At 47.6% G+C, this 18847-nt stretch carries 15 protein-coding genes; 2 read left to right on the top strand and 13 right to left on the bottom strand.

The window, feature by feature from the left end; genetic code table 11:
* Nucleotides 1-61 precede the first annotated feature (61 nt).
* From AC4EVX_RS11585 to AC4EVX_RS11635, 11 genes are all read right to left on the bottom strand, one after another.
* Nucleotides 62-1093: a PfkB family carbohydrate kinase gene (locus AC4EVX_RS11585; RefSeq protein ID WP_177977769.1), complete on the bottom strand. Its 1032-nt coding sequence runs from the start codon at nt 1091-1093 to the stop codon at nt 62-64.
* 397 nt (nt 1094-1490) lie between these two features.
* A complete protein-coding gene (locus AC4EVX_RS11590) occupies nt 1491-2687 on the bottom strand; it encodes a glycoside hydrolase family 88/105 protein (RefSeq protein ID WP_490160260.1) in 1197 nt (398 codons plus the stop codon).
* A gap of 145 nt (nt 2688-2832) precedes the next feature.
* Nucleotides 2833-5055, bottom strand: a complete 2223-nt coding sequence (locus tag AC4EVX_RS11595; protein WP_177977770.1) for a glycosyl hydrolase family 28 protein — start codon at nt 5053-5055, stop codon at nt 2833-2835.
* A gap of 68 nt (nt 5056-5123) precedes the next feature.
* Entirely contained in the window at nt 5124-6224 is a 1101-nt protein-coding gene (locus tag AC4EVX_RS11600) for a dienelactone hydrolase family protein (RefSeq protein ID WP_490160261.1), read from the bottom strand.
* Nucleotides 6217-7740, bottom strand: coding sequence for a tripartite tricarboxylate transporter permease (locus AC4EVX_RS11605; protein ID WP_177977772.1), 1524 nt, complete (start codon nt 7738-7740; stop codon nt 6217-6219). The genes AC4EVX_RS11600 and AC4EVX_RS11605 overlap by 8 nt, the downstream gene beginning before the upstream one ends.
* Before the next feature lie 108 nt (nt 7741-7848).
* The gene (locus AC4EVX_RS11610; RefSeq protein ID WP_490160262.1) at nt 7849-8316 is read right to left on the bottom strand and encodes a tripartite tricarboxylate transporter TctB family protein; all 468 of its coding nucleotides are present in this window, start codon (nt 8314-8316) and stop codon (nt 7849-7851) included.
* A 108-nt stretch (nt 8317-8424) separates the two neighbouring features.
* Entirely contained in the window at nt 8425-9504 is a 1080-nt protein-coding gene (locus tag AC4EVX_RS11615; protein ID WP_177977774.1) for a tripartite tricarboxylate transporter substrate-binding protein, read from the bottom strand.
* A gap of 456 nt (nt 9505-9960) precedes the next feature.
* Nucleotides 9961-11346 carry a 23S rRNA (uracil(1939)-C(5))-methyltransferase RlmD gene (gene rlmD, locus AC4EVX_RS11620; RefSeq protein WP_177977775.1) on the bottom strand — a complete coding sequence of 462 codons (1386 nt, stop codon included), beginning with the start codon at nt 11344-11346 and terminating at the stop codon, nt 9961-9963.
* A gap of 290 nt (nt 11347-11636) precedes the next feature.
* Nucleotides 11637-11930: a DUF4366 domain-containing protein gene (locus AC4EVX_RS11625; RefSeq protein ID WP_177977776.1), complete on the bottom strand. Its 294-nt coding sequence runs from the start codon at nt 11928-11930 to the stop codon at nt 11637-11639.
* Nucleotides 11931-12055: 125 nt separating this feature from the next.
* The gene (gene pcrA / locus AC4EVX_RS11630) at nt 12056-14293 is read right to left on the bottom strand and encodes a DNA helicase PcrA (RefSeq protein ID WP_490160263.1); all 2238 of its coding nucleotides are present in this window, start codon (nt 14291-14293) and stop codon (nt 12056-12058) included.
* Nucleotides 14294-14474: 181 nt separating this feature from the next.
* The gene (locus AC4EVX_RS11635) at nt 14475-14789 is read right to left on the bottom strand and encodes a hypothetical protein (protein WP_177976611.1); all 315 of its coding nucleotides are present in this window, start codon (nt 14787-14789) and stop codon (nt 14475-14477) included.
* A 334-nt stretch (nt 14790-15123) separates the two neighbouring features.
* Between AC4EVX_RS11635 and AC4EVX_RS11640 the strand changes: the two genes are divergently transcribed.
* The gene (locus tag AC4EVX_RS11640) at nt 15124-15741 is read left to right on the top strand and encodes a DUF1836 domain-containing protein (RefSeq protein WP_177976610.1); all 618 of its coding nucleotides are present in this window, start codon (nt 15124-15126) and stop codon (nt 15739-15741) included.
* A gap of 215 nt (nt 15742-15956) precedes the next feature.
* Here the strand turns inward: AC4EVX_RS11640 and AC4EVX_RS11645 are convergent, their stop codons facing one another.
* Together AC4EVX_RS11645 and AC4EVX_RS11650 are read right to left on the bottom strand one after the other, a co-directional pair.
* Complete coding sequence (locus AC4EVX_RS11645; RefSeq protein ID WP_177976609.1) at nt 15957-16268, bottom strand: YerC/YecD family TrpR-related protein; 312 nt, start codon at nt 16266-16268, stop codon at nt 15957-15959.
* 261 nt (nt 16269-16529) lie between these two features.
* A complete protein-coding gene (locus AC4EVX_RS11650; protein WP_177976608.1) occupies nt 16530-17339 on the bottom strand; it encodes a Cof-type HAD-IIB family hydrolase in 810 nt (269 codons plus the stop codon).
* Between the two features lie 373 nt (nt 17340-17712).
* Between AC4EVX_RS11650 and AC4EVX_RS11655 the strand changes: the two genes are divergently transcribed.
* A complete protein-coding gene (locus AC4EVX_RS11655) occupies nt 17713-18720 on the top strand; it encodes an ABC transporter substrate-binding protein (RefSeq protein ID WP_490160264.1) in 1008 nt (335 codons plus the stop codon).
* The last annotated feature ends 127 nt before the right edge of the window (nt 18721-18847 follow it).

Here is an 18847-nt window from a genome sequence, read left to right on the forward strand (position 1 = left end):
ATGGTGACCTTTCTTATGTCGCAATTTTTCCTTAAATTAGAATATTCTGAAAATTATATCTTTATCTCTGCAAGTTTGTGTCATTCGACTTCATAATCCGCAGAATTTCTGCTTCATTCACGACATTGAAGTCATGCTGAATCATCAACTTCATGACGCTTCCTGCAATCGCAAAGTCAATCATCTTCTGAGGTGTAAATCCATTCACAAGACCGTGAAGCAGAGCTCCGGCAAACGCATCTCCAGCTCCTACTGCTTCAAGACTGTGTACCGTATGAACCGGAGTTTCAAAAAACGTATCGCCAGTCAGATAGATTCCCATCCAATCTCCATCCTCCACGGTATGCATATTTCGCAGAACACTTGCAACTGCATGGCAATTCGGATAACGCTCCATGATCTCCTTCATTCCACGCTTATAAGTGTCAATCTGGTCAATTCCGTGCGCCATATCACCGTCAAAGGCATGAATTCCAAGCGAGGACTCAAAATCCTCATCATTGGCGATACAGATCGTCACATCCTTCATTAACTCTCCCATCACCTGCTGGGCGCGTTCACTGCTCCACATCTTTGAGCGGTAATTCAAGTCACAGACAACCTCAATTCCTCGCTCGGTGCAGACTTTCAGAGCATTCTTAACCGCCTGATGCACAGACTCACTGACTGCCGGAGTTACACCCGAAAAGTAAAAGACATCCACATCCGCAAGCAGAGTCTCCCAGTCAAACTCTCTCGCCTCTGCCATAGAAAATGCACTGTACTCTCGATCATAGACCACATTCGTCGGACGAATATCACTGCCCTTCTCAAAATAATAGATACCAAGACGTTTTCCGCCCCTCACAACACGGGAGGTATCAACTCCAAAACGGCGCAGTTCCCCGAGAGCCGCCATTCCCACCGGATTGTCCGGCAACTTTGTCACAAAATGCACCGGATCCTCAAACATCGCAAGCGACGCTGACACATTCGCCTCCGCCCCGCCATAGCTCGCCTCAAACTCATCCGCCTGTACAATCCGCAGATGTTCCGGGGTCTTTAAACGAAGCATAATCTCTCCAAATGCGAGTACTTTCTTTTTCTTTTCCATTCTTCTCATTCCTTCCGAACGCATTCAATACCTGTTCGATTCGTATTTTCAGTTATTGTTCACGCTTTGCGCAAACAATAACCGATTTTGCCGATGCTTCACATTCCAAATCGGCAAATTCTGCTACCACTACTGTATTTTACGGCATTTTCAGTTCAGAAAATGCCTACCCGTGAACAGTAACATTTTTCGCATCCATTATAGCATGAATTCATATTTTTTTCTACGAACCATAATATAGTTATCTCCCAGATCGATTTTTAATAGTTGGAAAAATGATAGAGGCTAAAAACAAATTACACATATAAAGCAAAATGGACGTGTAATGCTTGAAGATAATGTAGCAAAGGCTCCGGCAGTGGGAAAGTCGATGCAAACCCGTGTGAGACGTAGCGTATCACGGAAGCGCCAGTGACGCTTCCGCTGATTTACCCGGAGCGAGAGCGCGTTTGCATGACTTATCCAGCTGTCGGAGCCGTACCAGACGCCGCAGAAGCTCACTGACCGCCATCATGCACACTGCACTTCCATGCTGGTTATCCCGCATCTGCACTTCACTCACATAGTACTCAGGTTTTCCAGTCCGGTCTTTGCGGTTATGCGGATCAGGTCCCGCTCCAAGTCCGGCACTTGCACAGATTCCATACAGATGCAGACCATCATCCTCTCGCTTTAAATAGGAAGTCCGAATTCCTTCCAGAATCCGCTCTCCCTCCGCTCCAAGATCTGAACGGAGAATTCCAAGTCTTGCACCTTTCATCAGCGCATAGGCAACCATCGCACTTCCAGAAGTCTCTAAATAGTTTCCCTCAAGTTCCGCGTAGTCTACACTCTGATAGAACATTCCCGTCTTCTGATCCTGATAGAGAAGAATTCCCTCGACGGCACGCTCAAGAAGTTCTCGTAGCTCTTCTGCACGCCCAGTACGACCTTTTGCAAGCTCATAGACATCGCAGAGTGCCATCAGATACCATCCCTCCGCGCGAAGCCAGACTCCCGGGCTTCTTCCAGTCTCAGGATCTGCCCAGTCCGCCTTTTTGCTCACATCACAACCATGTACATAGAGCTTTTTCTTTTCATCCCAGAGCAGACGGTGCGCACTCTCAAACTGGTCAATGATATCATCCCAGCGATCATCCCCATTTTCCGCAATCGTCTTTGCATAAAACGGCATCGCCATGTAGAGTCCATCGAGCCAGACCTGATTCGGATAAATGTCCTTATGCCAGAAATTTCCAGTCTCCGTTCTCGGATAATGCTTCAAAAACTCATACGCGCACTCCACTGCAACCGCATATTTCGAGTCCGGATCGCCCGTGAGATCCCGCAAAATTCTGAGCGACTTTCCAAAACTGATCTTGTCGATGTTGTTCTCGCCCTCTTTCCAGTTGGCAACCGTTCCATCTTCCGCCATCAGCCAGTGTGCCTGATTTACAAGAAATGCATCCCACTCTGGATCTCCCGTCGCCTCTGCAAGATCATGTGCTCCAATCACACACAGATCATCCTTGTAATTCCACACTTTCTCGCTCAAAAATTTCGGAAATTCCTGCCCCAGATACTGCCTGAAATACTCCAGCCACATTTCCTCCATATCTTGCCTTCTCCTTTCTGCACTTCTACTTCCACTTATGCATTTACACACTTACACACTCACACTTACGCACTCACTCACTTACACACTCACTTACACTTATTACCTGTACTCCGCGCCTCTGAATTTACTCGATACTCGGCATTTATATTCCGGCAAAATCAGCCACACGATTCAAAATTACTGCGGTCTCCCGCTCCGTGACCGGCTCAAGCGGGCGGAAACATCCAGCTTTGTCAAGCTCCATAAATCCAAAATACAGAGCTCTTGCAACGTTTGTTCCATAATTGTTATCAACGCTTGCGACATCCTCGCAAACCGGCATCGTGCTTGATGCATTCCGATAATTGACTCCGCATGCCTGCATCGCAACAGTCGCCATCTCCTGTCGGCTGACTGTGCCATCCGGCTTGAGACTTCCGTCTTTCTCCATCTTTAAAAATCCCTGGCGAAGTGCCGTCTCAAGGCAGGAGGAAGCCTCAGCTTTCGCAACTTTTTCCATTGATTTCGATGATTCCATTGATTCCGTCGATTCCGATGATTCCGATGAGTGCTCTGCAGGCTCCAGCTCCTTCTCATCCTCCGCTTCCATTAACGGGATCATCATCTTCGCAAGTTTTTCTCTTGTGACCGGTCGCGCAGAAAGCGGCTGAATCTTCTCAAGCATGCCTCTGCACCACAGTCGTCTGCTCACATCAGCATCTGACTTCGCACCTGCATGATCAGACGCCCCAGCTTCTACATCTGCACCCATTTCTAAACTTGCATCTGTATCCGCGAAATCTCTCGCCTCACCAGCGCCCGGAAGCACTCGGTAGACAATACTTTCTTCTATATTATTCTGGCTGTCCGCCACTGACACCTGAACCTCACAGGCATCCGCCGGAATCTCTGCCGTCTGATTGCCCTCAAGCGCCTTCCAGATTCCATCTGCTCCACAATACTTCCATGTGAACTTGCACTCGCCAACTCCATCGCAGAGTTCCGCCTCCGCATGGCACAGCTCGCCTGCCCGCGGAACATCCGTGATTCTGACGCTGATCGGACGCGGAAAATGACTTCCGTTGATCACAACATTCTCGACAACCGGATCGCTCCAGTTCATACAGCGAATCTTCTTCTTCGCCCCGTCAATCACAATGTTCTTGAGCACAAGCCCAGTGATCGGCACCTCATCAAAGGCCTCGAGGAAAATTCCGTAATCTCCACCATGCGCCGTGATGTTCTCGATTCGGATATTCCGAAAGACCGGCAGATACTCGCCATTTCTTCCATCCTCATAAAGCATCGTTCCGTGAACCGCTGCGCCGTGCACATGATCCATCACACTGTCCGCAAGAATGATCTCCTCAACCATTCCCCCGCGTTTCGCATTCGTTTTAAGCCGAAGCGCATACGTCAGATTCGGACTGCTGAAACGATTGTTCATCGCAAGCACATGGCGGATTCCTCCACTCATCTCACTTCCGAGAGCAACTCCGCCGTGACCATCCGCAAACTCATTGTTCTCGATCAGAACATACTCGCACGCCTTGTTCGCAATTCGTCCGTCCCGATCTCTACCGGATTTTAAACTGATGCAATCGTCTCCGGTGTCAAACCGACAGTTCTTGATATGTACGCCACTGCAGCTCTCCGGATCACAGCCATCGTTGTTTGCCCCGTGGCTCGACATTGTGACTCCATCGACAGTCAGGCTCTCACACATGACCGGATTGAGTTGCCACATCGGACTGTTCTTTAACGTAAATCCCTGAAGCAGAACGCGCTTACAACGGATCGGCTGTACAAAGTTCGGGCGCAGGAAATGACCATCGCCAAATACTCGCTCCTCAATCGGAGTGCCGTTCTCGTTCATCACACGCAGAGCCTTTCGATCCTCCAACTGCATATCTCTGCGGTTGCTCGACCACGCATCCTCGACCTGGTGATGCCAGTTCCACCAGTGCTCCCGATCTGCCCCTCCGTCGAGAATTCCGCATCCTGTAACGGCAATATCATGAGCGTCACATGCATAGATCAAGGAACTAAAATTGTAGCATGGTGTTGCCTCCCAATGCGAAAACACCAGCGGATAGTGAAGAGAAACCTCCTCATTCACAAATTTCAGCACAGTGTCTGCACTCTCTAAATGAAGTTCCACTCCACTTTTCAAATGCAAAGCCCCTGTCCGGTAAGACCCCGACGGAATCACAATCCGTCCACCGCCACACCCACTGACTGTATCAATGGCTTTTTGCAGAAATACAGTCTGAATTTTTTCTGAGTTCGGAACTACGCCGAACTCCTGCACCGAATAACTTCTGTCCGCAATGACCGGCAATTCCATACGGCTCAGAATTTCCTCTCTCAGCTGTAATTTTTCCATGGAATGTCTCCTTCTCTTTCTTATTTATTTCTGGTTATGAACGATTTATTTCTGGTTATGAACGTCATTCAAATCATTTGAATCATCCTGTTAAGATAAGACTCCAGATTTTCCCCATGCCACTGGTGTCCACCCTCACAGATTTCATGAATCAAACGTTCCTCTGCTCCGTACCACCGATAAGCGCTTCGAACAATCTCCACCTGTTCCCGCACGTTTTCAAGTCCGCGCGGTCCATTCAGGCGATCATCCCTACAAGACTGAATCCAGAGCGGACGAGGCGCAATCAGAGATGCGATATCCCCCATATCGAGATACTCCCAGAGATGTGGAACATAGTTGCACGAACAGTTGCGATTCAGGGACAGAAGCGAATCCCGGTATCCATAGAGATATCCGCTGATCACGACAAGATCGATCCGATCATCGAAAGCCGAAAGCCAGAGCGTCTGCATCCCACCACCGGAAAATCCAAGACAGCCAATGTGATCCGTATCCCAGTCTCCGCGCGCGCTCAAATAATCGATCGCCCTCATCAGATCCCAGGTCAACATTCCGGCAACCGGAATCCCGAGCGGTTCTCCCATATGCGCGAGCCAGTAACAATCTCCGCGCAGGGCAAGCTCCGGATTTCTCGTATCTGCCAGCTCCTCTCTTCGCTCACCAAATCCCCGGCAGTCCGGACAGACTGCGACAAATCCGAGTTTTGCCAACTGCATCCCGTAATCATAGTGATACTGTTCAATCTTTTGGTTCACCAAATTGTACTCTGAGACACCCGAAACGCTGTATTTTCCGCCCCCATTATGACCAGGAGGGCATAAAAAGAGCCGGGTGCTGGCGTCCGCATCTGCAGGAATCAGCAGATACATGGACATCCACACATCCGGCTCAACCTGAATCCGTACATGTTCTCTCCGTATTCCATCCGGCAATGTTTTTTGTTCTTCCATAACCGGATCTAAGGAAGATTTCTCCATCTTATCCAGACCGAAGAGCTTACAAAGAAGCTCTCTGGTCTGAATTTTCCATTTCTCAAATTCCTCTCTGCCACTTCCCTGAAAATAGGATTTTCTGGCATAACGGTCAAACTTTCTGAGCATGGACGGAAGAGTCGCATAACAGGCATCAATCAGAGGAAACTCCTTCCGATCAATATTTTCAGTCATCATTTACCTCGTTCTGAGCACTTGCTACTGCCATCTTTTTCTTATTCTTCAGATGATCAGACAGGAACGGCCAAACTACGCAGAATACAGAAACAATCAGCAGAACTGCGGAAATCGGTCTGGTGAAGAACGGTGCATAGCTTCCATGTGCATAGCTGATTCCCTGACGGAAGTAACGCTCCAGCTTGCTTGAAAGGATGAACGCAAGGACAAGTGGGGAGGTCGGAAGACCGGATACGCTCATGAAGATTGCAAGGAAGCAGAGTGCCAGCATCACATAGATGTTGAACATTGTATTGGAGATTCCGTAACCGCCGATGTAGCAGATTACAAGAATTACCGTGTAAAGGTAGTGATACGGAACTTTCAGGATGTACGGGAACCAACGCTTTGTCAGGATCTGAATCAGGTAGGTGATGATTGCAGCTACCATAACACAGGCGAAGATCAGCATTGCCAGATCCGGCTGTTCAGTCATGAACAGAGGACCTGCCTGAAGACCGTGAATCGTCAGACCTGCAATCAGCATTGCGGTGATTCCATCTCCCGGAATTCCGAGCGCCATCATCGGGATCAGTGCACCACCGAGGGAAGCATTGTTTGCAGTCTCAGAAGCCCACACACCTGCCGGATTTCCTTTTCCGAAGCTGTCCGGATCTTTGCTGATGCTCTTTGCGTATCCATAAGCAACCATGTTGGAGATACCAGATCCCATTCCCGGAAGGAAACCGATCCAGAGTCCGGAAGCGAAAGCAAAGGCGATCGTCTTGATGTTCTCAATGATATCCTTAAAGCTAACACCAAGCCCCTTCATGTTTCCGACATTTGCGTCCGGCATCTTTGCCTCACCGCGGGCAGAGTCACGGATGATCTGGCACATTGCAAACATACCAAGCATCTGTGCAACCGTGCTGATTCCACCGGAGAGGTAGGTGTTTCCAAATGTAAAACGGGTAGCTCCGTTGATCGGGTCCATACCGATGCATCCCATCAGCAGTCCGATTCCGGCAGCCATGATTCCCTTGAAGATGTTTCCCTTTGACAGGGATGCAACCAGAGTGATTGCACAGAAGCACAGGGAGAAGTACTCCCACGGTCCAAGATGAAGCGCAAACTCTGCGATCACCGGGGAAAGCACCGTAGCGAGAGCCACGGAACCGACGGTTCCGATGAAGGAAGCGGTCATACCGATTCCAAGTGCCTTTCCTGCCTGACCGTTCTTCGTCATCGGGAAGCCGTCAAAACAGGTTGCAATTGCGGAAGATGATCCCGGAATACCGATCAGAACCGCCGAGATGAATGTTCCGGAAACGCCTCCGATCCAGATCGCCAGAAGCAGCACAAATGAAGTTTCTGTGGAAAGTCCGAATGTCACCGGAAGCAGCAGCGCAATACCGAGTGTAGCAGACAGTCCCGGGATCGCACCGAAGACAATTCCCAGTGCAACCATCGCGATGATCAGCACCAGATGAAGCGGCTGAAGACAGATCATCAACGCGTTTATGTATTCTGCCATGATTGTTCCTCCTCCATAGTCAATCAATAGTCAATAAAAAGCTAATCAAAAGTTAATCAAATCAATCATTTTTAAACTTTTTCAAACATTCATATCCATACAGCAATATCAGGAAAACAGAATTCCTGCCGGAAGTTTTACCTGGAATCCAAACACAAACATTGCATACAGACCAGCCGTTACCAGCAGGGCAATGAGAATGGACGGAAGCAGTTTCACTTCACTGTTGCCTTTCAGATCATAGATAAAGACAACTGTCGCAAACGGGGTTGTGATCAGAAAGCCTAACCAGGTCATTGCAATCGCGTAGATCACAAGGTATGCAAAGCTTCTGCTGATCTTTAACACGCCGCCCTTTGGAAAATACGGTTTTTCCTCAATCGCGCGCTCTTTCACGCCTTTGATGATCAGTGCAATGGAACTCATCGCAATCAGGACAAGTGCCACATACAGCAAAAGTCTCGGTCCCGGCTCAAGCAGTTTTGCCGGCTGTTTTACAGACTGTGTCATAAAGAAGAAAAATGCACAGCCGATCAGTCCCACGATTCCGGTCACGGTATCTCTCCGCATCTTCATAATCCGATAATCTCCTCTCGTATTCCTCTCTTTTAAAATGTCCCGGGAGGTTTTTGACTTCCCAGGACATTCGTCGTACATTCTTATGTCGTAACAAATCTCAAATCGTTACTCCTGAACAAACATATCCAGATCTTTTGCGATCTCAACGAACTGAGCATACTCGTCGTCACGGATCTTCTTGGACTCCTCAAGATCATGCCAACCCGGAATGTTTCCGATTCCTGCGATGCCCTCGTTTACGGTCGGATCTTCCACAACTGCCTTCATTGCCTCGTTCATGTTCTTGACCATCGTCTCGTCCATGCCAGCCGGTCCTAACAGATAGTGGTAAACGGACAGGGTGCAGTCTTCAAATCCCTGCTCCTGCAGAGTCTTGTAGTTGTCCGGCAGTTCCTCCGGATACTCAGAGATCGTCACACCGTCAGAAGATACGGTACCGATAACTTTCAGCTTTCCAGCTTTCTCATACTCCGCTGCGTTTCCGACATTGACAACACCGATATCGATGAAACCACCTGCTAAGTTGGTCAGACGATCGGACTCAGATGCACACTCTACGGAGTTTAACTCAATTCCAGTCTTCTCAGTCAGCATACCGAAGAGGAAGGTGTTTGCTCCTGCTGCTGGCATACCTGCGTTTAACTCGCCCGGATGAGCCTTTGCGTAGTCAACGAAACCTGCGAAATCATCATACGGAGCATCTGCCGGTACTGCCAGGGTGGAGAAACCGTTATCCTGAAGGCAGGCAATCAGGGTGAAGTCCTTGATCGGGTTTGCCTCAGAGTTTCCGGTGATGTACTGGATGTTCAGTGCGGAGGTTGCTACGGTCAGAGTCGTTCCATCCGGCTTTGCGGACGCTACGGTCTGATGACCAACGGTGTTGCTGTCGTAGTTGGTTACGGTTGTCTTTAAACCGTACAGACGATTGAGTCCCTCGCTGTAATAACGGATTCCCAAGTCAGAACCACCACCTGCTTTACCCGGAACAACAAGAGTGATTGTCTCATTCTTCGGGAAACCGATGTCGCCTGCGTCTGCAACTGCACTTCCCTCTGCTGCCGTGCTTGCTGCTGCGCTGTCCGCTGCCGGCGCATCTGTCTTATCTGCCTTGCTGCATGCAGTTGTTGCTACCATTGCAACTGCCATAACGCCCGCCATCAAGATATGACTCCATTTTTTCTTCATAACATTCTCTCTCCTTATTTTGTTTTTTCTTACCCCAAAGTTCATCACAGGTGATCTACCAATTTTGACACATTGTTCTATTCCAAGAAAGTTTTGTCCTGATTTTTTATCTGTTTTTCAGGTTTTCTTGTCTCTCTGTGTCCTTACAATGAGATTATATTACAATTATTGAGATTTTACAAAACCCAATTTTTTATAGTACACATACCACTTTAGTTAATTTCAAGTGTTTGTAAAAATAACTTTCCCATCATAGATAAATAGAAAGCATCATAAATCGCCCACGATGACCATCCCAGGATGAGCATTCCCAAAAGAGAACGTGTTTTTGCACATTTTCTCAGTTTCCTATGAAATAAAAAAAGACAACCGGCACAGATTTGAGGACAACGAAAATCGATGTAGTCAAACCGTAGTCAGTTGTCATTTTTTATCTTGCGCGAAGTCTGCAAACCCTTATTTTATGCGGGTTAACTGGCAGACTGTTTCTATCCCCGCAGTTGCCGGAAACATATCGACGCAGCAGCTTCTCTCCACCCGGTAACCTGCGGCGAGGAAACTTTCCAAGTCTCTTGCAAGGCTCGTCGGCTTGCAGGAAATGTAGATGATCCGGTCAACGTTGTAATCAATGATTCGTCCAATCGCCTTCGGATGGATGCCATCGCGCGGAGGATCAAGCACAATCAGATCCGGCTTGTCCGTGATCTCACCGATGACCTTCAGCACGTCTCCGGCAATGAAATCGCAGTTGGAAAGTCCATTGAGAGCCGCATTCTCCTTCGCAGCCCCGACTGCTTCCTCCACGATCTCAACACCGATCACATGAGCTGCAACCGGAGCAATGACCTGCGCGATCGTTCCGGTTCCGCTGTAGAGATCAAAGATCACCTTATCCTTCGTCTCGCCGACGTAAGAGCGCGCGGTATCATAGAGCACCTCTGCGCCGAGAGAATTCGTCTGGAAGAAGGAGAACGGCGTGATTCGAAACTTCAGTCCTAAAATCTCCTCATAGAAATAGTCCTGTCCATACAAAATCGTCGTCTCATCGCTCTGGACCACATCCGCAAGACTGTCATTGAGGATATGTAAGATTCCGGCAAAAGCCCCCTCAAGCTTCAGCGCAAGCAGAGCCTCCTTCCAGCCCTCAAGAAGCGTTTCCTGTGCTTCCGGAAGCGTCTCCGTCTGACCGGAAGTCACGAGTGCAACAAGAATCTCTCCGGTCTTCACGGCACGGCGCACAAGAAGATGGCGCAGATATCCCGTATGCTGAAGCTTCTTGTGGAAACCAACCTGTTTCTCTGCAAAATAGTGAAGCGTTGTTCCAAGGATCTGGTTGAAATCCGGATGCACAATCCGGCAGTCCGTCGTCGTCACAATATCATAGAAACTTCCTCTCTTGTGCATTCCAAGCGCAAGCGGTCCATCCTTGTACTCATCACCGAATGAAAACTCCATCTTGTTGCGGTAGCCATCCTGAATCGGGCTTCCCTTGATCCCCTCAAATCCGTACTGATCCACTCCGCAAACCGGATCAAGCAGTTTCTTTACCTGCTCTTCCTTGATCTTAAGCTGCTCCTCATACGGAAGACTCTGGTAGAGACAGCCTCCGCACACGCCAAAATGCGGGCAGACATTCTCCTTCTTCTCTAACGGAGACGGCTCCACAACCTCAAGGAGGCGTCCCTCGCAGCGTCCGCCCTTCTTCTTATTGATCACACCGCGCACCTTCTGCCCCGGAATCGTATTCTTTACCGCAACACGCTCTCCATCTACAAAGCCGACTCCCTTGTTCGGAAAATCCACCCGTTCAATAACCGCCTCAAAAAATTCTCCTTTTTTCACTCTGCTCTCCTTATCTTATTTCATCTCATCTTATCTTATTTCATTTTATCTTATCTCGTTTTATCTATCTCAGCTCAGTTTTATCTTCTTAGTCATCTGGTCGTCGATCTTGATGCGTCTTTCTCATTTTTGTAGAAGCAAAAATATAACCTCTGCACACACATCACCGACTCAGTTTCCGTGTATACAACAAAATGAGCGTGCCTCAAACCAGCAAGGCACGCCCGGCATTTTCCTATACGCTGACGGATTCTCGATTCCTTCTCGATGGAGTTCCTATCGATCATCGATTATTTCGTCTTCTCGTCCTTCTCATCCTCATCCTCGAAGAAATCATCGTCAAAGTCATCATCGAAATCATCCTCGAAGTCTTCCAGATAATCCGGAGTAAAGAAACGGTAAACTCCATACGCAATCGCTGCTACTGCCGCTACTGCTCCGATAATTGCCAATGCCCAGAGAATAAAAGTTTTCTTCTTCTCCTCTTCTTCCTTTCTATGCAGGAACTCGTTCAGCTTTGTAGAATTCATGATCTCCTCTACGCGGCTCATGGCATCTTTGCTCATGGTATCGAATCTGTTCATAGGTTCACGTCCTTTCTGTCATTGTGGTGAGACATAGATGTCTGACCCATTGATAATAAGTATATCATCTTTTGCGTGTTTTTACTATCCCATTCAAAAGATTTTCCTGATACTTTTTTTCGTGCCTAAACTTTCTGAAGTTTTGCAAAGGAGGCAAACATCTTTTTCTCCCCGACTTTGTCAAAGTTTACCCTGACCTCAAAGTCTCTTCCACCGTCCTGAACACTCATAACGGTTCCCTCACCAAATTTGATATGGCGCACCCGGTCTCCCGGACCGTAATCCAGAGAACCTACCTTCTCCACGGTAAATGCCTTTCCAAATGCCGGAACTGCCGGTGTGGATTTCATGCCGAACTTGCTGACACCGAGCTGTCCCTGACGCTGTTTCCATGACGGCTCCGTCGGCTTTGCCTGCTCATTCCTGCGTTCATAAGTGTTCTTCTGCTCTTTCTCGATCAGCTCCGGCGGAATCTCATCCACGAAACGGCTGACTTTTGCAAAACGAGTCTCTCCATTCACCATACGGCGACGTGCCCCTGTCAGCACGAGACGCTCTTTTGCACGGGTGATTCCCACATAAGCAAGTCGTCTCTCTTCCTCGAGATCTGCCCGATCATCCGAGAAGATTGCCATCGAACTCGGGAAAAGTCCATCTTCCATTCCACTCAAGTAGACAACCGGGAACTCGAGTCCCTTTGCGCTGTGAAGCGTCATCAGCGTCACACGGTTCTCCGAATCATCCATCTGGTCAATGTCTGCGACAAGTGCCACCTGCTCCAAAAATTCATCGAGCGTCGGATGTTCCTGATTATCCCAGTAATCTACCGCTTTGCTGACAAGTTCATCGATGTTTTCTAAACGAGTCTGAGCTTCAATCTCGCCCTCCGCCTTGAGTTCCTCCCGATATCCCGTCTTTTCCAGAATCGCCTCAATCAGCTCTTTGAGATCCGATCCCCCCTGAAGCATCTGGCGAAACTCCTCAATCTGTGATACAAATGCCTGAAACTTTCCCGCTGATTTTGCAAGTCCCGGAACTGCCAGAGCGCGCACGCACGCCTCATAGAATCCCAATCCCTGCTCGGATGCCCATGCCGTCACCTTCGCAATCGATGCCGCTCCGATTCCACGTTTCGGCACATTGATGATTCTCTGCACCGCAAGATCATCTCTGCCGTTCGCAATCGTCTTTAAATAAGAAAGAATGTCCTTGATCTCTTTTCTCTGATAGAAGTTGATTCCACCCACCAGACGGTAAGGCACATTGTGAGAAATGCATTTTTCCTCGATCAGACGGGACTGTGCATTCGTGCGGTAGAGCACGGCATAATCCTGAAACGGTCTGCCGTCCTTGAGGATATCATTGACGATTCCCTCTGCCTCCTCATACGCCTGATCGTAATGGCGGAACACAACCGGGACACCATCGCCGTTTGCCGTCCAAAGCGTCTTATCTTTTCGTCCCTTGTTGTTTCGGATCACTGCATTTGCTGCATCGAGGATGTGCATCGTGGAGCGGTAATTCTGCTCAAGTTTAATGACTCTTGCGTCCGGAAATGCCTCCTCAAAACCGAGAATGTTCTGGATGTTTGCCCCGCGGAAGCGATAGATCGACTGATCGTCATCACCCACCACGCAGAGATTCTTATACTTATTCGCAAGCAGATGAATCAAGACAAACTGTGCGGTGTTCGTATCCTGGTACTCATCTACCATGATATAGCGGAAACGCTCCTGATAATAATCGAGAACCTCGGCATCTGTCCGGAACAAATGAACCGTCTTAAAGATCAGATCATCGAAGTCGAGCGCATTGTTTTTCTTGAGCTCCTCCTGATAGAGCTGATAGACTTCCGCAATCTTCTTCTCTCTCCAGTCTCCGCCAGCATTCTCAAGAAACTGCTTCGGATCGATAAGCTCATTCTTCGCCGAGGAAATTGCCGACATCACTGCTCTCTCCCGAAACTGTTTCGGATCGAGCTCCATACGTTTCAAGATCCGCTTCATTACCGTCTTCTGATCATCGGTATCATAGATGCTAAAATTGCTCTCATAGCCGATGCGATCGATAAAACGGCGCAAAATCCGCACGCAGGAAGAGTGGAACGTGCTGACCCAGACACTCTCCGGGCAGAACTCCACCAGTTTATCAACACGCTCACGCATCTCACCGGCAGCCTTATTCGTAAACGTGATTGCCAGAATATTCCACGGATTTACTTCTTTTTCTTCTATCAAATATGCAATACGGTGTGTCAGCACTCTGGTTTTTCCTGATCCAGCGCCTGCCAACACAAGAAGCGGTCCTTCTGTACAAAAGACCGCTTCTTTCTGCATAGAATTTAAGGTATCATAAATTGCCATTGTATTTTTGTCCTGTCCTTCCCATTTGTTACCGCTCATTATAGCATAAACTTAAGGCAGGTGCAATTCTTATGATCGATCGGTTGATCTGGCTGGCCGGCACAAAAGCTGAGCAGAATCGTGCGCCAGATCTGTCTGCACAAACGACACTGCAAACGTCTGTGCAGACATCCGCTTGAACTTATGATGCAATCTGTGGGATGCCCGAGTTTTCAGAATTTTCCTCATTTTCCGGCTCATCCACTTCTCCCGGACATTTCTGCTGTTCTCCGGATCCCCGACAGAGCATCTCTCTCAAATCATCGAGGGAAAGATTCTGATTCTCCAAAAGTTCATTTACCTGACGGAATTTTTCCATCAAAATCTGATCCTGAATCTTTGATGCCCTCTCTTTCATGGTTTCCAGACAACTCTCATACTGTTCAATCGATGCATATGTCTGGGCAAGTTCATCCTCATATCTTTCCAGCGGGGTCCTGCGCGCCCGTCTTGCCATATCTGTTCCCTCCTTGGAATGTTTATTCTTTTCTGCTTTTCCCGGCATGTCCGCCCTTTGAGCCGCAAAACCATTTTTCTCGCCTGGTTCCGCTCTTCGCTCTCATTTTCCCTGAACTTCCTGTAGTGCTATCTTTTATTATAAATATATGGAATCATTGTAAAATTTATGCACATAAAAAGGCGATGGCACAAAGATTTCATCTTCAAAATTAAATTTTTAGTATCATTTTAGTATCAAAAAGGCTTAACTATATGGAGTTTTTCCCGTAGTTGAGCCTTTTCTACTTGTCATCTGGTTTTCGATACTATATAATAGAGCAAGAGGTGAAAATATGAAAACGAACGAAGAACGCTTAACAGACATTTTAAATCGCCTGGATTCCATCTCTTATATCAAACTGGATCGCATCCCGGAAATTGACCTGTACATGGATCAGGTCACCAGTTTTATGGAAGAGCATTTGAAGAAAGCTAAGAGAAATCCGGAGGATAAAGCGCTGACCAAGACGATGATCAACAATTATGCAAAAAATAATTTGCTTCCTCCTCCTGTCAAAAAGAAATACACAAAAGAGCACATGATTATGCTGCTCTTCATCTATTATTATAAAAATCTGCTGTCCATCAGTGATATTGAACAGCTCTTTGCCCCCATCACGCAAAAGCACTTTAAGGAAAAGGAGTCTCCGCTTCTGAGCCAGATCTATGAGGAAGTATTCTCCCTTGAGGACGAACAGATGGAACGCCTAAAAGAGGACGTCACTGCCAAGTTTGAGGCAGCCTGTGAAACCTTCCCGGATGCAGGGGAAGATCAGGATTACTTGAGACTTTTTGCCTTTATCAGTGAACTTTCTTTTGATGTCTATCTGAAGAAGCAGATGATTGAGACAATCATCGACCAGCTTCGCGCAGAAGATGCCTCAAAACCAGGCGACCGCAGAAAACGATGACGCACGAATTTGCGCGATTCTTTCCACGTCTAAAGAAGTGCAAATTTCACGCTTAGCTTGTAATCATTGTAATTAAAACAAACGAAAAGTCCCATATCCACCACTGACCACTGCCGTCGTGTGAATATGGGACTTTCATCTTTTTATCATTTTTTCTTGTTTTTCCAACAATCTTTTAAAAAGCGTTTTAAGCTCTCCATTTACAGGGAATGAGGCTACTCCTCATTCTCCTTTTCTTTCTGCTCTGCCATTCTTGAAAATACCATGTCATAGCCGTCGCTTCCGTAATTGAGTGAGCGGTTTACCCGGCTGATTGTCGCAGTCGACGCTCCGGTCTTCTCCGCAATCTCTAAATACGTTTTCTTCTCTCTGAGCATCTTTGCCACCTCATAGCGCTGTGACAGAGACAAGAGCTCATTTACCGTGCAAACATCCTCAAAAAAGCGATAACACTCTTCCGGTGTCTTAAGTGTCAGAATCGCCCGGAACAGATCATCCACTTCTTCATTTCTGATCTTCTTATTCATGAAAATTTCCCTTCTTTATCCATCTCGCCTGAGTCTGTATCAAAACTTTCATCTGCCCATCTTCTCATGACTTCTCATTCATCTTTCTTCTTCCTCTGAGCCTGTAAAAGAATACCACTCAAGCGGTTTTCGCTGCTTTTATCAGTTTATCACAGTAAATTTATAAAGTCTATACCTCTATGAAAAAATTACAAATCAAACTTTTTTGCTGCTTTGGCTGACTCATTTTTTCCACACCTGCAAAAACAAACGAAAAACTTTCTAAAGTAAGAACTTCTCCACCACCTGTGCCACACCGTCGTCGTTATTGGAGAGCGTCACGTAGTCTGCGGCATTGCGCACCGGAAGCACGGCATTTGCCATCGCCACACCGAGCCCTGCGAACTGAATCATCGACAGATCATTGTAGCCATCTCCGCAGGCAATCATCTCTTCCCGGTCCATTCCGAGCGCATGAAGCAGCTGGTCAAGAGACTGTGCCTTGTCAATTCCTTTCGGCAGAATCTCAAGGAAGAACGGTTCTGAACGATAAACGCTGAAATTCTTTCCAAGCGCCGCTTTCACCTTTCCCTCAACGGTTGCAAGATAATCCCCGTCATCGAGCATGATGAACTTCGGGACAGCAAAATTCATATATTCCCCGAGATTTTCAATTTTTTTCAGTTTCAAATGATTGATGGCTGACTCAATCTTCGCATACTGGTTCGCCGGATTATTCGTGATGATCCACGCATCCTGATAGGTCAGAATGTCCACACCCTCCTCCTGCGCCAGATTGACAATCCGCTGATTGGATTCTACCGGAAGCCTCTTCTGGAAAACAATCTCCCTCGTGCTGCAGTCCATGATGATTCCGCCGTTGAAAGAAAGGATAAATCCGCCATATTTTTCAAGTTCAAGCTGTTCTGCAAGCGGCATCACTCCGTAAGTCGGACGTCCGGAGGCAAGCACAACCTTCTTGCCCCGCTTCTGCGCCTCCATCAGCGCACGCAGCGTCCTCGGCGTAATTACCTTGTCCCGGTTTGTCAGTGTTCCATCCAGATCCAATACGATCATCTTGTAGTTGTTCATAAAATTCTTCCCCTAGCTGTAGCATTTTCTTTCACAAATATCTACCCTGTATTGTACCATGATTTTTGGTTTTTGTCATTTACATACGCAAAGCACCTCTCCACAACCTCACTCTGAATCACAAAAATTTTTCTGATTTTTATTCACCGCACCTCGTCTCTTTCAATATGATACTAGCAAATATGTGTAGCCATTACAGACTCACCCCAGACTACAAGCGTTTTTTCATCTTCCATTATGTTTCATCATCATTTATCGTGATATTATCATAATTATCACGATCCATTGATCTATTCATTAGGAGGCTTTTATGTATCATCGTCACTCACATCCTGCTTGTTTTCGTGCCTTATCCGGCATTCTCTCACTCTCCATGCTTCCGGTTGCTGCGTTGTTTGCCACAGTCACTGCAATCTCGCTGACTGGATGCCAAAAAACAGAAGCCGAGAGAACTCTCGTCCCCGTCACCTTAAATGAAGTCGCTCACTCAATCTTCTACGCGCCTCAGTACGCCGCCATCGAACTTGGGTACTTCAAGGATGAAGGCATTGATCTGACCCTTGTAAACGGTGCCGGTGCCGACAAAGTTATGACCGCATTGATTTCCGGCGATGCCGATATCGGCTTTATGGGATCTGAGGCAAGCATCTACACTTACGCGCAGGGAGCACAGGACTATGCTGTCAACTTCGCTCAGCTGACCCAGCGTGCCGGCAACTTTCTCGTCGGACACACACCGGATAATTCCTTCACCTGGGCAAAGCTCAAAGGCACAAAAGTCCTTGGCGGACGCGCTGGTGGCATGCCGGAGATGGTATTTGAGTATATCTTAAAGAAAAATGGCATCGACCCGAAGACAGATCTGACGATTGACCAGAGCATCAATTTCGGACTCACAGCAGCCGCCTTCTCCTCGGGAAATGGAAATGGGGCAGACTACACGGTCGAATTCGAGCCCTTCGCCACAAGCCTTGAACTTGAGGGAAAGGGCGTTGTGATTGCCTCTCTCGGCACAGATTCCGGATATGTGCCCTACACCACCTACTGTGCAAAGAAGAGTTACCTCGCCGATCATCCGGAACTGATTCAGCGCTTCACCAACGCAATTCAGCGCGGACTTGACTATGTAAACACCCACTCCGCCGAAGAGATTGCAAAGGTCATCCAGCCTCAGTTCAAGGAGACCCCTCTCGAGAATCTCACACGCATCACCGAGCGTTACAAAAACCAGGACACCTGGAAAACAGACACCATCTTTGAGAAAGAGAGCTTTGAACTGCTTGAGAACATTCTTGAGGAGGCCGGGGAACTCAAAGAGCGCCTCCCCTATGAAGACCTTGTGACAACCGAATTTGCAAAAAAAGCTGTAACAAAAAAATAAGCATCAAAACAGAAATTCTAACTGTAAAAATAAATTACAGCCACAAAAAATGTTCCGACAGCGGGTATATGTACAAAATTTCACTTCCACTCATACGCCAAAACTGCCGGAACATTTATATTATTTC

The organism is Brotaphodocola sp., from assembly GCF_983179755.1.

What these genes read in the sequence shown, in the direction of transcription:
- AC4EVX_RS11585 (WP_177977769.1), bottom strand. Translation starts at nt 1,093, where the DNA reads ATGGAAAAGAAAAAGAAAGTACTCGCATTTGGAGAGATTATGCTTCGT.
- AC4EVX_RS11590 (WP_490160260.1), bottom strand. Translation starts at nt 2,687, where the DNA reads ATGGAGGAAATGTGGCTGGAGTATTTCAGGCAGTATCTGGGGCAGGAA.
- AC4EVX_RS11595 (WP_177977770.1), bottom strand. Translation starts at nt 5,055, where the DNA reads ATGGAAAAATTACAGCTGAGAGAGGAAATTCTGAGCCGTATGGAATTG.
- AC4EVX_RS11600 (WP_490160261.1), bottom strand. Translation starts at nt 6,224, where the DNA reads ATGACTGAAAATATTGATCGGAAGGAGTTTCCTCTGATTGATGCCTGT.
- AC4EVX_RS11605 (WP_177977772.1), bottom strand. Translation starts at nt 7,740, where the DNA reads ATGGCAGAATACATAAACGCGTTGATGATCTGTCTTCAGCCGCTTCAT.
- AC4EVX_RS11610 (WP_490160262.1), bottom strand. Translation starts at nt 8,316, where the DNA reads ATGAAGATGCGGAGAGATACCGTGACCGGAATCGTGGGACTGATCGGC.
- AC4EVX_RS11615 (WP_177977774.1), bottom strand. Translation starts at nt 9,504, where the DNA reads ATGAAGAAAAAATGGAGTCATATCTTGATGGCGGGCGTTATGGCAGTT.
- AC4EVX_RS11625 (WP_177977776.1), bottom strand. Translation starts at nt 11,930, where the DNA reads ATGAACAGATTCGATACCATGAGCAAAGATGCCATGAGCCGCGTAGAG.
- pcrA (WP_490160263.1), bottom strand. Translation starts at nt 14,293, where the DNA reads ATGGCAATTTATGATACCTTAAATTCTATGCAGAAAGAAGCGGTCTTT.
- AC4EVX_RS11635 (WP_177976611.1), bottom strand. Translation starts at nt 14,789, where the DNA reads ATGGCAAGACGGGCGCGCAGGACCCCGCTGGAAAGATATGAGGATGAA.
- AC4EVX_RS11640 (WP_177976610.1), top strand. Translation starts at nt 15,124, where the DNA reads ATGAAAACGAACGAAGAACGCTTAACAGACATTTTAAATCGCCTGGAT.
- AC4EVX_RS11645 (WP_177976609.1), bottom strand. Translation starts at nt 16,268, where the DNA reads ATGAATAAGAAGATCAGAAATGAAGAAGTGGATGATCTGTTCCGGGCG.
- AC4EVX_RS11650 (WP_177976608.1), bottom strand. Translation starts at nt 17,339, where the DNA reads ATGAACAACTACAAGATGATCGTATTGGATCTGGATGGAACACTGACA.
- AC4EVX_RS11655 (WP_490160264.1), top strand. Translation starts at nt 17,713, where the DNA reads ATGCTTCCGGTTGCTGCGTTGTTTGCCACAGTCACTGCAATCTCGCTG.